At 60.5% G+C, this 13573-nt stretch carries 9 protein-coding genes; 5 read left to right on the top strand and 4 right to left on the bottom strand.

What is annotated here, in order from left to right:
- Positions 1-93: 93 nt before the first annotated feature.
- The 3 genes from AC0J41_RS08700 to AC0J41_RS08690 all read right to left on the bottom strand — a co-directional run bounded on the left by AC0J41_RS08700 (position 94) and on the right by AC0J41_RS08690 (position 6209).
- Positions 94-3768, bottom strand: coding sequence for a translocation/assembly module TamB domain-containing protein (locus AC0J41_RS08700; protein ID WP_473015195.1), 3675 nt, complete (start codon positions 3766-3768; stop codon positions 94-96).
- Positions 3765-5492: an autotransporter assembly complex protein TamA gene (locus AC0J41_RS08695; protein ID WP_473015194.1), complete on the bottom strand. Its 1728-nt coding sequence runs from the start codon at positions 5490-5492 to the stop codon at positions 3765-3767. Before AC0J41_RS08695 ends, AC0J41_RS08700 begins: the two co-directional genes overlap by 4 nt.
- 66 nt (positions 5493-5558) lie before the next feature.
- On the bottom strand, positions 5559-6209 hold the full coding sequence (locus tag AC0J41_RS08690) for a GNAT family N-acetyltransferase (RefSeq protein WP_473015193.1): 651 nt from the start codon (positions 6207-6209) through the stop codon (positions 5559-5561).
- A gap of 302 nt (positions 6210-6511) precedes the next feature.
- Here AC0J41_RS08690 and xthA point away from each other — a divergent pair, with 302 nt between their 5' ends.
- Together xthA and AC0J41_RS08680 are read left to right on the top strand one after the other, a co-directional pair.
- Positions 6512-7324: an exodeoxyribonuclease III gene (gene xthA / locus AC0J41_RS08685; protein WP_007961102.1), complete on the top strand. Its 813-nt coding sequence runs from the start codon at positions 6512-6514 to the stop codon at positions 7322-7324.
- 190 nt (positions 7325-7514) lie between these two features.
- Complete coding sequence (locus AC0J41_RS08680; protein ID WP_473015191.1) at positions 7515-8849, top strand: substrate-binding domain-containing protein; 1335 nt, start codon at positions 7515-7517, stop codon at positions 8847-8849.
- Between the two features lie 131 nt (positions 8850-8980).
- Here the strand turns inward: AC0J41_RS08680 and AC0J41_RS08675 are convergent, their stop codons facing one another.
- Positions 8981-10210, bottom strand: coding sequence for an acyl-CoA dehydrogenase (locus AC0J41_RS08675; RefSeq protein ID WP_473015189.1), 1230 nt, complete (start codon positions 10208-10210; stop codon positions 8981-8983).
- 172 nt (positions 10211-10382) lie between these two features.
- On the opposite strand from AC0J41_RS08675, the gene AC0J41_RS08670 reads away from it, so the two are divergent.
- The 3 genes from AC0J41_RS08670 to AC0J41_RS08660 all read left to right on the top strand — a co-directional run bounded on the left by AC0J41_RS08670 (position 10383) and on the right by AC0J41_RS08660 (position 12943).
- Complete coding sequence (locus AC0J41_RS08670) at positions 10383-11312, top strand: LysR family transcriptional regulator (RefSeq protein WP_473015187.1); 930 nt, start codon at positions 10383-10385, stop codon at positions 11310-11312.
- Positions 11313-11491: 179 nt separating this feature from the next.
- Positions 11492-11893, top strand: a complete 402-nt coding sequence (locus AC0J41_RS08665) for a MerR family transcriptional regulator (protein ID WP_003223708.1) — start codon at positions 11492-11494, stop codon at positions 11891-11893.
- A gap of 150 nt (positions 11894-12043) precedes the next feature.
- Positions 12044-12943: a hydroxymethylglutaryl-CoA lyase gene (locus AC0J41_RS08660; RefSeq protein ID WP_473015185.1), complete on the top strand. Its 900-nt coding sequence runs from the start codon at positions 12044-12046 to the stop codon at positions 12941-12943.
- The last annotated feature ends 630 nt before the right edge of the window (positions 12944-13573 follow it).

Genomic DNA, 13573 nt, shown 5'->3' with positions numbered 1-13573 from the left:
CCGCCAACCGCGCAGCGCTTGAACTGCGATGAGTCTAATTCATTCTGGAAAAGCCGGATCGCGGCGGTGCGATCCGGCTATTGATTGCGCGACCTAAAAATCGCGTTTGTAGAAGATATCCAGCGAGCTGGCGACGCCGCTCGCTGCTTCCAGATAAACCTTCTTGCTCAGCTTGTAACGCAGCGCGATGGTGTTGGCCGGTTCGAACACGCCGACGCCATAACGCAGACTGAGCTTCTCGGAAATGTTGCCACTGGCGACCACGCTGGTGGTGTTGCCACTGCCCTGGGTGTCGAGCTGGAAATCCTGAATCCCCAGGTCTTTGGCCAGACCGCTGGTGACCCCGGAACTGCCCATCAAGCCCAGACCCAACGCCGCTTGCGCGAGCATGTTGTTGTCTTCGCCGTTGGTGCTCAGCGGACGTCCGAGCACCAGGTACGACAACGCCTGCTCCTGGCTCATGGCCGGCTCGGAGAAGATCTGCGTGGTCGGCTGCTCGGCGCTGCCGCTCAGGCGAATGCCGGCGATGACGTCGTCGGTCTGGCGAATCGCTTCGATGTCCAGATACGGCTGATCAATGGGGCCGGCAAACAACAGCCGCGCGCGGCGCACGCTCAGGCGCTGGCCATAGGCGCGGTACTTGCCGTCGTTGAGCCACAGCTCGCCACGGGTGTCCATGTTGTCGCCGATGTGCACGTGACCTTGCAGGTTGGCGGTCAGGCCGAACCCGGCAAAACTCAGTTTGTCTTCGCCGACTACCACGTCGATGTCCATTTTCATGGCGATCGGCGGTTTGCCCTCTTCGGTCTGCGCGCCGACAATGATCGTGTCGTCGGAGACTTTCACCGTCGATGGCGGCAGTTCACGCACGGTGATTTCGCCTCTCGGCACTTGCACCTTGCCGGCAATCTTCAGCTCATCATCGGCCATGGAAATTTTCAGGTCCGGCGCCACTTCCAGCTTGGCGTACGGCTCAACGGTGACTGGCAGCTGCGTGCCCTTGAGCGCCAGATCGACCACCAGCGCCTGACCCCAAGCGACATTGCCGTTGAGGCTGCCCTGGCCGGTCTTGCCGCTTTTCCAGCCGCCGTCCAGACGTACCGACTCACCGGCAATCACCGCTTGCAGTTGCAGGTCCTGCAACTCCATCGGCAACTCGGCGCCGGACACTTCCCCGTCGCTGAGCTTCACCGTGCCGTTGACCAACGGTGCCAGCAGGCCGCCGGAAATCGTCCCGCTGCCGTTCAGACGCCCGGTAAGTTTCTCGACCATCGGCACAAACGGCCGCGCCACCGACAAGTCCAGCCCGCTGAGACGGAACGAGCCGCTCAACGGTTTGTTTTTCGGCAGCGGATTGAGCTGCGCCTGCACCATCAATTCGCCGAGTTTGCCGCCAACGAAGTTGAGGTCCGTGTCGATGCGCTTCGGTGTGAGTTTGCTGGTGAGTTTCAGGGTCTGGTACGGAAAGTCCAGCCACTGATCCTTTTCCTTCATGCGCAAGGTGCCGCCGCTGGCGTCGATGCTGACCACGCCGTTCGGGCCGCTTGCCGGAAGATCCAGTTGCAGGTCGGCGTTGAGTTTGCCCTGCCAGGCGAAGTCTTTCGGCAACCATTGCGCGAGGCTTTCGATCGGGAACTGCTTGAGGTGGTAACGCAGTTTCGGCTCGGGCATCAGCCGCTGGTCTTCACCGCACAGGCTGGCATTGCCAGACATCCAGCAATGCGCGCCGAAGTTGATCTTGCCGTCAGCCAGGCGTTCGAGCCTGGCCGGATTCTGCAGTTTCCAGTCCTGGCCGCCGGCCTGAATGTCACCACTGGCCAGACGTCCGCGCCAGTTGCCCTTGTCCAGATTGCCGTCCAGGCCGAGGGCCAGTTTCAGCTTCGGCCCAAGCAAATCGAGGTTGAGTTTCTGGCTCTTGATGTCGCCCTGAGCGCTGGCGGTCAACACGCCGAGGTTGGTATCGCCGGCCTGAATCCCGCTGCCTTTCAGATCGATCTTCGCCCGTTGCGCACTGTCGAGGCTGGCGTCGAGGTTGAGGCTTTGCAGGCGATTGTCCTGGAACGCCAGTTGCGAACCTTGCAGACCGAGTTTGCCTTGCGGCGCCTTCAGCGTCCCGGCGACGTTGACCTGGCCGGTGACCTGCCCGCGCAGCTGCGGCCAAAGTTGGGCCAGCCGCGCCAGCTTGATGTCGATCTGGCCGCTGAGTTTCTGTTGCAGGCTGCCTTTGCCGCTGATGCTGTTGTCACCCAGGCGGATTTGCAGGGCGTTGAGGTTCCACTGCTCGCCGGCACCGTCAGCCTTGGCCTGAAGGATCGCCGGTTGGCCGCGCAGTTTGCCCTTCAGGTCGAGGTCGGCGGTGAGGCTCACGCGCTCGTTCTTCATTTCGCCCGTGCTTTTCAGCGGTCCAGCTAAAGTGCCCGGCAACTCCGCGACCCAGTACGCCGGGTTCAGCGCCGACAGTTCGAGCGCGGTGTCCCAGGCGATGCCGTCGGCGAACTGCACGTTGACATGACCTTCGGCCTTGCCCTGCCCGGCTTCCATCTTCAGTTGCGGCAAGGCGATCTGTTTCAGGCTGCCGCTGAACGGACTGCTCAGGCTGAACGCCCCCGCCGGGCCGTCCAGTGCGGCGGCGAAATTACCGATGTATTGGCCGTCGGTGTAGGAGACTTCGCCAGTGAAGGTGCGCAACGCGACTTGCGGCTCGTCGATTTCGTTATAGAGCCGATGCCACGGGAAATCCTGCCAGTTGATGTTGGCTTGCGCGGCAAGGCCTTTGCTCCAATCGACACTGCCGGTGAGCTTGAGGCTTTGCTTGTCGTTGGCCGTCAGGTCGAGGCCGGCGATCTGCGCACCGCTGGCATCTACCTTGCCTTTGAGCAGCAACGCCACCGGGCCTTTATCGGCGGGCAGCGTGGCATTGCCGTTTAACTGGTAACCGTTTTTCAGGTCGCCGTCGGCGGTCAATACCAATTGATTGAGTTGCAGGGTATCCGGCAGGTCGGCGCTGGGTTTGAACGCGTCCGCGGTGATGCGCACCTTGGCCGGCAGGTTTTCCGTCAGTGGTTGCAGCTCACCGCTCAACTGACCGTCGAGGTAACCGTGGCTGTCGGCATGCAGGTTGAGGGTTTTCAGCAGATCGCCGTCAACCTTCAGCGCCAGCGTCCAGGGGCCGACACCGGGCGATGGCAGGGTCAGGTCGCCGGCCATGTTCAGCGGCCAGTTGCCAGTCGGCTGCAGCAGGCCGGAGAGGTTCAGGCTGAGGTCGTCGCGCTGCAGCTTCACGCTGTCGATCTGCAGGCCTTGGGCACTCCAGTACGCCGCCAGTTGCAGGCCTTTGAGTTGCTCGCTGCCGTTGAACAGCAGACTGCCGACCTGCACGTCGCCCAGCTCGATCGCCAGCGGCAGTTGCAAGTCAGGCAGTTTGATCGGGCCGCTGTCGCCGGTGTCTGCGCTCGGCGGGAATTGCAGAATGACCTGATCAGCCTTGAGCTGTTCGATGCACAGGGTCATGCGGGTCAGGCACAGCGGCGACCAGGCGAAGATCGGCTTGTTCAGCTCGACCCGGCTGCTGTCCTGCTGCCATATCAGGTGATCGGCGCTCCATTGCCCGCCGAGGCGGCCCTGGAAATTCTCTACGCTCAAACCCGGCACCAGACCCAGCACCCAACGGCTGCCAGCCTGTGTTCCGAGTACAGTGGCGATACTCAATACCACCAGCAACACCAGCGCCAACAACGCCAGTGCAGTCATTTTCAAACCACGCTTCACAGCTCAGGCCCCATGGAAAAGTGCAGCCGGATGCCGCCATCGTCGTCCAGCGCGTGGGCCAGGTCGAGGCGGATCGGCCCCACCGGCGAGACCCAGCGCACACCGATACCGACCCCGGTCTTGAGGTTCGGCAATTCGAGTTTGTTGAAGGAGTTGCCTTGGTCGACGAAGGTCGCGACTCGCCACTTCTCGGCAATCGAATATTGATACTCGACGCTGCCGGCGACCATGTAGCGTCCGCCGATGCGGTCGCCCTTGGAGTTCTCCGGAGACAGGCTCTGGTAGTCGTAACCGCGCACGCTCTGATCGCCACCGGCGAAGAAGCGCAGCGATGGCGGTACCGAGTTGTAGCCGTTGGTGGCACTGCCGCCGACCTGCACCCGACCAAGGAAGCGGTGGTTGTCGAATACGGTGGTCAGGCCTTTGATCAACGCGGTGCCGTACAACAGGTTGTTGTCCGAACCGAGGCCTTCCTTCGCCACTTTGCTTTCAAAGGTCAGGCGATAGCCGTTGTGCGGGTCGATGCGGTTGTCGCTCTTCAGGTAGGAATAGCTGATGCCGGGCATCAACAAGGTGCTGAGGCCCGAGTCGTCGCCGAGCTGATATTCCTCGCGCTGCCATTTCAGCGAGATGACCCGCTGCCAGCCACTGGGCAACTTGCTGTGCCATTCAGGGCCGAAGGTCAGCAGCTTGCTCAGGGTGTCGGAACCGTCGATGTCTTCATATTGATAACCGCCGGCCCAACGCAGTTTGTCGGTCAGCGGCGGGTCGAGCGGGATGTCATAGAACAGTCCGACGTTTTGCCGTGGCGCCGACAGTTCGGCCTCCCAGCCATAACTGTCACCTTGTGGGTTGACCCAGTGGCGAGTCCAGTTGGCCTTGATCCGTGGGCCGACGTCGGTCGAATAACCGAGGCCCAGGCCCATGGTGCGCGGCTTGCGCGTGTCGAGTTTGACGTCCACCGGGATTACGTCGTTCTTCGCTGCGGTCGGTGCGGCATCGACCCGCACGCCTTCGAAGTAGCCGCTCGATTGCAGGTCGCGGTTGAGTTCGGCGATCAGTTCGGAGTCGTATGGGTCGCCCGCCTTGAACGGCACCATGCGCTGCAACAGGTCTTCGTCGAACGGCGTGTCGCCCTCGAAACTGACTTTGCCCAGCGCATAACGCGGGCCGCTTTCGTAGATCAATTCAATATCGGCCACCCCGGCGCGCGGGTTGACCAGCAGTTTCTGGCTGGTGAAATGGCCGCTGAAAAAACCGAAGCGCGACGCCTGGTTCTGGATCAGGCGTTTGGCGTCTTCATAACGCCCATGGTTGAGGACGGCACCGGACTTGAGCGTGTCGCTGCTCGGCACACGAAAGGATTTGAGGGAGGCAGCAGGCCCGTCGACCCGGAGGGTGACGTTGCGCAGGCGAATCGGTTCGCCGGGATCGATGTTCAGCACCAGGCGCGGTTTTTCACCGCCCTTCACGTCACTGTCGATCTGCGGCTGATAATAGCCCAGGGCCTGCGCTGCTTTGCGCGCCTGTTCTTCGGCCCCGCGACTGAAGCGCAGCAAGGCTTCTTCGTCACGATCGCCGAGGCTACCGATATAGCCTTCTATGTTGGCTTTCAGTTCATCGTTGGACGGTTTGATCCGCACGTCCAATTCACTTTGCGCCAGCGCCGCGCAGCTGGTTAACAGCATGAGCACGCCACTGGTAAATCTTCCTGGAAACTTCATAGGCGCGGATGCTATCACGGGCTTGGGAGCGTGATAGAACAGGAAATTTCCCAAGAAGTTCGATTGTCATGCTGTTGCAGTTTGTAACACCTGCGGATTGGCGTGGAAAAATACGTGTTCGCGCACCGGGCCGACGGCAACTTCGCCAATCTCCTCATAACCCTGACGTTTATAGAATTCCAGGTAACGCGGGTTGCCGGTGTCGAGCACCACGCCTTGGGAGGTTTCGTCGACTGCGCACCAACTGTGCACCGCTGTCAGCAACTGCTCGCCGAAGTGTTTGCCTTGAAACTGCGGATGAATCCCCAGCAGCGGCAACATGTGCACCGAGTCGCTGGGCACACACGCGGTCACCGCATCGTGATATTCCAGATAACGCCGGGTGCAGCGAAAACCGGTGCTGAGCACCATGCGCAGGCGCCACGCCCAACTCTCGGTGATGCCCAGACGACGCTGCGGCGGAGCGATCAGGGCGATGCCGATCAGGCGATCGTTGACCAGCAGGCCGATGGCCGGCAGATCCTGCAGAAAATGCTGTTTGACCAGCTCGCGCACCGTCGCCCGCACGCGTTGCTCGTAGCCCGGGCGCTCGGCCTCGAACAGGTAGCCGAAGGTCGGCTCGTGGCGATAGGCCTGATACAGCAGCGATCGGGCTTCACGCGAGTAACCGCGGTCGAGCATATGAATGTCGGCGATGGCAGTCTGGGTTTCAGGCATGACAGTGATTCTCCCCCGGGGCGCATGCAAAGGGCGGCGCTCTTGTTGGTACGAACCTTTTGCGGGTGGTGCGGTTCCCCACAGGTATAGACCACGGCTGGATCTTCATCGACTCGACTGACGCCTTCGCGAGCAAGCCCGCTCCCACATTTGGAATGCATGCCCCTGTGGGCGCGGGCTTGCTCGCGAAGAGGCCTGTCCAGGCAACGCAAATCCCACAGATGAAAATGATTTCTCCCACCCCACACTGGCCCCCACCCCACATGTCAGCTAGCATCGCCCTTTTGCCAGGACTGCCGACCATGAAGATCGTTTCCTTCAACATCAACGGACTGCGCGCCCGTCCGCATCAGCTGGCAGCGCTGATCGAAAAGCATCAGCCAGACGTGATCGGCCTGCAGGAAACCAAGGTCCACGACGACCAGTTCCCGCTGGAAGAAGTGCGCGCGCTGGGTTATCACGTTTATTTCCACGGGCAGAAAGGCCATTACGGTGTTGCCCTGCTCTCGCGCAACGAGCCGATTGCCATTCACAAGGGCTTCGCCAGCGATGAAGAAGACGCCCAGCGCCGCTTCATCTGGGGCACCTTCGCCGACGCCAACGGCGTGCCGGTGACCATCATGAACGGCTACTTCCCACAGGGCGAAAGCCGCGACCACCCGACCAAGTTCCCGGCCAAGCAACGCTTTTACAGCGACCTGCAAACCCTGCTGGAAAGCCAGTTCCACAACGAACAGCCGCTGGTGGTGATGGGCGATGTGAACATTTCCCCGGAAGACTGCGACATCGGCATCGGCCCGGACAACATGAAGCGCTGGCTGAAAACCGGCAAATGCAGCTTCCTGCCGGAAGAGCGCGAGTGGATGGCCCGCCTGAAAAACTGGGGCCTGACGGATAGCTATCGTCACCTCAATCCAGACGTGACCGACATGTTCAGCTGGTTCGACTACCGCAGCCGCGGCTTTGAGGATGAGCCCAAGCGTGGCCTGCGCATCGACGTGATCCTCGCCTCCCATGGCTTGCTGCCTCGGGTGAAGGATGCGGGTGTGGACTACGAACTGCGCGGCATGGAAAAACCGTCGGATCATGCGCCGATCTGGCTTGAGTTGGCCTGACCTGCAAATCGCTTGAAATCTCCTTGTGGGAGCGGGCTTGCTCGCGAACGCGGTTTATCAGAAACACATTTGTCGACTGACACTGCGCATTCGCGAGCAAACCCGTTCCCGCAGGGCCTGGCTGTCATGTTTTGGTCATGCGCCTGACTTAATCTCCCCGGCAATCCCCTTGGCTTGATTCGGTGCCGGCATGACCCTGCGTGTTCTGTTCGTCTGTGTGTTGAGTGCATGGCTGTCGGTGTCCGCCGCCGCCCTGCCCATCCCCGAAAACGGTCCGGCACTGCGCATTCAGGGCTCCAACACCATTGGCGCCGACCTCGGCCCCGCGCTGGTCGAAGGTTTCCTGCAGGAACAGGGCCTGCTGAAGATTCACCGCGAAAACCCCGACACCGCCAATGAACAACACATCGTCGGCCAGACCGCACAAGGTCAACGGGTCGTGATTGAGGTCGCCGCCCACGGTTCCAGCACCGGTTTCACCGCGCTGAAAACCGCCAGTGCCGATCTCGCTGCATCCTCCCGTCCGATCAAGGACAGCGAACTGCTCGGCCTGCAAGCACTCGGCGATCTGAAAAGCCCCGCCGCCGAACAGGTCATCGCCATCGATGGCCTGGCGATCATCCTGCATCCCGACAACCCGCTGCAGCAGCTGGACACCGAGCAACTGGCGCGGATCTTCGCCGGCGAGGTGAAAACCTGGGAAGACCTTGGCGGTCGCGGCGGTGCGATTCATTTATATGCGCGCGATGATCAGTCCGGCACCTACGACACGTTCAAGGAACTGGTACTGGGTCGTCGTGGGAAAAATCTGAGTGCCACGGCGAAACGCTTCGAGTCCAGTGAGCAATTGTCCGATGCGGTGAGCAGTGATCCGCAAGGCATCGGTTTCATCGGCCTGCCGTATGTGCGCCAGGCCAAAGCTGTGGCAATCGCTGACGGTGCGTCGCAATCGATGTTGCCGCTCAACAGCCTGATTGCCACCGAAGACTATCCACTGTCACGTCGCCTGTTCTTTTACCTGCCTCCAATCAGCAAAAATCCCTGGGCATCGGCGCTGGTGGCGTTTGCGCAAAGTCCGCAGGGTCAGAAGATTGTCGCGGGCAACGGTTTTATCAGCCAGACCGTGCACGCGATGACCGTCACGCCGAATGCGCTGATGCCCGAGGGTTATCAATCGCTCAGCCGACATGCCCAGCGTCTGACAGTGAACTTCCGTTTTGAAGAAGGCAGCGCGAGCCTCGATAACAAGGCGCGACAGGATCTGGCGCGGGTGCTCGACTATATAAAGCGCCACGACAAGACCGAACGTGCGGTGACGCTGGTGGGCTTTGGTGACGAGAAAGACGACCCGGCGCGGGCCGACTTGCTGTCGAAGCTGCGGGCGATGGCAGTACGGCGCGAGTTGGTGAAGAACGGCGTGGTGTTACGCGAGGTGCGCGGGTTTGGTGCGTTGATGCCCGTGGCGGCGAACAGCGCGGATGAGGGGCGGATCAAGAATCGGCGGGTTGAGGTTTGGGTGTACTGAGCCTGATGGTGATGTGTTGGCTGCATCGGCCCCTTCGCGAGCAAGCCCGCTCCCACTTTTGATCGCATTGTTCCAACAGGAATGCGGTCGAATGTGAGAGCGAGCCTGCTCGCGAAGCAGGCGGTGCGGTCTTAATGACCGCTGCGCAGCAGTTCCTTCGGCACATACTTGCCGATCTCGAACTTGCCGATCGCCGCGCGGTGCACTTCGTCCGGGCCGTCGGCCAGGCGCAGGGTGCGCTGCATGGCATACATGTAGGCCAGCGGGAAATCGTTCGACACCCCGGCCCCGCCATGCATCTGGATCGCCCGATCTATCACGCGCAACGCGACATTCGGCGCGACGACCTTGATTTGCGCAATCTCGCTCTTCGCCACTTTGTTGCCCACGGTGTCCATCATGTACGCCGCTTTCAGGGTCAGCAGGCGGGCCATGTCGATGTCCATCCGCGAGTCGGCGATCTTGTCGACGTTGCCGCCCAGCCGCGCCAGCGGCTTGCCGAATGCGGTGCGGCTGACCGAGCGTTTGCACATCAATTCCAGCGCACGCTCAGCCATGCCGACCGAACGCATGCAATGGTGAATCCGCCCCGGGCCAAGGCGACCCTGAGCGATTTCAAAACCGCGGCCTTCACCGAGCAACACGTTTTCGTACGGCACCCGCACGTTGTCGAACAGCACTTCGGCGTGACCGTGCGGTGCATCGTCGTAACCGAACACTGGCAGCGGACGGACGATTTTCACCCCGGGGGTGTCGACCGGCACGAGGATCATCGAGTGCTGCGCGTGGCGCGGAGCATCCGGGTTGCTCAGGCCCATGAAGATCAGGATCTTGCAGCGTGGATCGCAGGCGCCTGAAGTCCACCACTTCTTGCCGTTGATCACCCACTCGTCACCATCACGCACGGCGCGGGCGGCCATGTTGGTGGCATCGGACGAGGCCACGTCCGGTTCGGTCATGGCGAACGCCGAGCGGATTTCGCCGCGCAGCAACGGTTCGAGCCAGCGCTGTTTCTGTTCTTCGTTGGCGTAGCGCACCAGCACTTCCATGTTGCCGGTGTCCGGCGCCGAGCAGTTGAATGGCTCTGGGCCGAGCAACGAGCGGCCCATGATTTCCGCCAGCGGCGCATATTCCAGGTTGGTCAAGCCCGCGCCGAGTTCCGATTCCGGCAAGAACAGGTTCCACAGGCCTTCGGCTTTGGCCTTGGCCTTGAGCTCTTCCATGATCGCGGTCGGCTGCCAGCGATCGCCCTCGGCAACCTGGCGTTCGAATACGGCTTCGGCCGGGTAAACGTAAGCGTCCATGAACGCGGTCACGCGCTCACGCAGTTCTTGCACCTTGGGCGAATAAGCGAAATCCATGAGCAATTACCTTCTATGGGCAGAGGTTGTTCAGATCATGCAATCGATGCTAGAACAGCGCTGATAATTTACCTAGCCTATTCTCGGCGTGTATAAACATTCATCACCGATATATGATTCGCTGATCGCCAGCCCCTAAAACACCCGCCCTTAAAACAAGAGAAGCCGCGTTATGAATCTGAGTAAGGTCGACCTCAACCTTTTCATCGTCTTCGACGCGATCTACACCGAAGCCAACCTGACCCGCGCCGGGCAGATTGTCGGCATCACCCAGCCGGCGGTGTCCAACGCGTTGGCGCGGCTGCGCGAGACCTTCAACGATCCGCTGTTCGTACGTACCGCCCAGGGCATGGTGCCGACGCCGATGGCGCAGAACATCATCGGTCCGGTGCGCAACGCGCTGTCATTGCTGCGGGTGTCGGTGCAGGAGAGCCGGATCTTCAACCCGGCCCAGGCGGTGAAGACTTACCGCATCAGCATGACCGACCTCACCGAGGCCGTCATTCTGCCGCCGCTGTTCCAGCGTTTGCGCCGTCTGGCACCGACAGTGATCATCGAAAGTTTCCTGTCCAAACGCCGCGAGACCACCAAGGAACTGGCGGCCGGGCGTCTGGATTTCGCCGTGGATGCACCGCTCAATACCGACCCGCAGGTACGCCACGTCAAGCTGATGGAAGACCGTTATGTCTGCGCAATGCGCAAGGGCCATCCGCTGGCGGGCAAGGAAAAACTCAGCCTCGACGATTACCTGTCAATGACCCACATTCACATCTCCAGCCGCCGCAGCGGTCTGGGTTATGTCGATCTGGCGCTGGGTAAAATGGGCATTCAGCGCAAGATCGCCCTGCGCTCGCAGCATTACCTGATGGCGTCTCAGGTGATGCAGCAGACCGATATGGTGATGACCGTGCCCGAGCGCTTTGCCCGGCGTAACGACTTGCATGCCGTCAACCTGCCGGTCAACGACGTGCCGCCGGTGGAGACCCACCTGTACTGGCATGAAAGCACTGATCAGGACCCGGCCAACCGCTGGATGCGCGAGCAGATCATCGAGTTGTGCCAGCAGGTGGTGGCGCAGGAGAAGAAGCTGGATAAGGTGTAGGGCTTTTTACCGCGTCATCGTTCTTCGCGAGCAGGCTCGCTCCCACATTGGAATACGGTGCCCATGTGGGAGCGGGCTTGCTCGCGAAGAGGCCAGCACTCACACCACACACCTTGAACCTTGACGTAAACGTCAACCACCCATTAGCTTAGCGCCAAGACCTTTTTTCGAGCGCTTTCATGAGCAGCCAGACCTACAGCATTTCCGACCTCGCCCGCGAGCTGGACATCACCACCCGGGCGATCCGCTTTTATGAAGAGCAAGGCCTGCTCAGCCCTGAGCGCCGTGGCCAGGAACGCATCTATTCACCGCGCGACAAGGTCAGCCTGAAGTTGATCCTGCGCGGCAAACGCATCGGCTTCTCGCTGGCCGAGTGTCGCGAATTGATCGAACTCTACGACCCGTCCAGCGGTAACACCAAACAGCTGAACAGCATGCTGGCGAAAATCAGCGAACGCCGCGAGCAGCTGGAGCAGCAGTTGCTCGACATCGAACAGATGAAACTGGAACTCGATACCGCTGAGGAGCGCTGCGTGCAGGCGCTGGAGCAGACGCTCAAGAGTCAGCAGATAGCGCAGTAATTGAACCCAACATCTCCCACTGTGGGAGCGGGCTTGCTCGCGAATGCACTGTGACAGTCGACACATTGGTATCTGACACTCCGCATTCGCGAGCAAGCCCGCTTCCACAGGGGAACTCATGTCATTCCGAAAATGAGCAGGTCAACCGCCATGTCCCTCCCCTCCCAAGTACGCCTGATCGAAGTCGGCCCGCGTGATGGCCTGCAGAACGAAGCCCAGCCGATCAGCGTGGCTGACAAGGTGCAACTGGTCGACGCCCTGAGCGCCGCTGGTCTGGGTTACATCGAAGTCGGCAGTTTTGTCTCACCGAAATGGGTACCGCAGATGGCCGGTTCGGCCGAGGTGTTCGCGCAGATCCAGCGCAAGCCCGGCGTGACCTATGGCGCGCTGGCGCCAAACCTGCGCGGCTTTGAAGACGCGCTGGCCGCCGGCGTGAAAGAAGTCGCCGTGTTCGCCGCCGCGTCCGAAGCGTTCTCGCAGCGCAACATCAATTGCTCGATCAACGAAAGCCTGGCGCGATTTGCGCCAATCATGGAAGCGGCGAAACAGCACGGCGTTACCGTGCGCGGTTACGTGTCCTGCGTGCTCGGCTGTCCGTATGAAGGCTCGGTCGCCCCGGAGCAAGTGGCGATGGTCGCCCGCGAGCTGTATGCGATGGGCTGCTATGAAGTCTCTCTCGGCGACACCATCGGCACCGGCACCGCTGGCGCGACTCGCAGATTGTTCGAAGTGGTTTCGGCACAAGTGCCACGGGAAAAGCTCGCCGGCCATTTCCACGACACTTACGGCCAAGCCATGGCCAACATCTATGCCAGCCTGCTCGAAGGCATCGCGGTGTTCGACAGCTCTATCGCCGGCCTCGGCGGCTGCCCGTATGCCAAAGGCGCGAGCGGTAACGTTGCCACCGAAGACGTGGTGTACCTGCTCAACGGCCTGGGGATCGAGACCGGTATCGACCTCGACGCCTTGATTGCTGCGGGTCAGCAGATCAGCGCAGTACTCGGTCGCCCAAGCGGTTCGCGCGTGGCCAAGGCCCGTAGCGCACAGTGAGGGCGAAGGTGTTACCGCTGTGTCCGAAACGTGGGCATAGACGAGTAACACGGAAACAAATTGTCTGGTTTGCACTGAAGGAAAATTCCTTCAAAAACTCAACTCATTGATTTAAAAGGATTTTTAAAAGTTGGCACGGCTTCTGCTATCTCTATGGCATAACAAGAATAAAAAGCAGCAAACCAATAAAAATAAGACGTACCGACTCTGACATAACAAAAACAACACGGCAGAGACGCAGCTAACAGATTTTTTTGGAGAAGGTGTGCTTTTCAGGGTGCTCTCAGGAGTGACCCGCAACCGGGCAGAGAACAATAAAACTACCTTCAGGTAGCTCCCGAATCGGTTGGATCGCTTGGCGAGAAAGCAGATCAGCGCTCAAAAAAATACGTTTGCTCTTGACCCCGGATGGGGGTCGCCAAAAAACAGCGGTAAAGGGCCACGGTTGCCAAAAACAACAACAGACCGCCCCTCAATAATAAAAAAGAGCACGCGACGACAAAATTAAAGGGGAGCTTCGGCTCCCCTTTGTGCTTCCTGTGATTCCTGTTTTCACCGCCGCCCCCTTTGTGGGAGCGGGCTTGCTCGCGAATGCGTCAGGTCAGTCAACATGCTTGGTGAATAGAACAC

The sequence above is a fragment of the Pseudomonas sp. Arb-4-2C genome (genome assembly GCF_055755015.1).
The sequence above is the reverse complement of the archived record's forward strand: the minus strand, read 5'-3'. Positions and strand labels throughout refer to the sequence as shown.

Excerpts from the sequence above, each read along its gene's own strand:
- AC0J41_RS08695 (WP_473015194.1), bottom strand. The coding sequence starts at position 5,492 with ATGAAGTTTCCAGGAAGATTTACCAGTGGCGTGCTCATGCTGTTAACC.
- AC0J41_RS08690 (WP_473015193.1), bottom strand. The coding sequence starts at position 6,209 with ATGCCTGAAACCCAGACTGCCATCGCCGACATTCATATGCTCGACCGC.
- xthA (WP_007961102.1), top strand. The coding sequence starts at position 6,512 with ATGAAGATCGTTTCCTTCAACATCAACGGACTGCGCGCCCGTCCGCAT.
- AC0J41_RS08680 (WP_473015191.1), top strand. The coding sequence starts at position 7,515 with ATGACCCTGCGTGTTCTGTTCGTCTGTGTGTTGAGTGCATGGCTGTCG.
- AC0J41_RS08675 (WP_473015189.1), bottom strand. The coding sequence starts at position 10,210 with ATGGATTTCGCTTATTCGCCCAAGGTGCAAGAACTGCGTGAGCGCGTG.
- AC0J41_RS08670 (WP_473015187.1), top strand. The coding sequence starts at position 10,383 with ATGAATCTGAGTAAGGTCGACCTCAACCTTTTCATCGTCTTCGACGCG.
- AC0J41_RS08665 (WP_003223708.1), top strand. The coding sequence starts at position 11,492 with ATGAGCAGCCAGACCTACAGCATTTCCGACCTCGCCCGCGAGCTGGAC.
- AC0J41_RS08660 (WP_473015185.1), top strand. The coding sequence starts at position 12,044 with ATGTCCCTCCCCTCCCAAGTACGCCTGATCGAAGTCGGCCCGCGTGAT.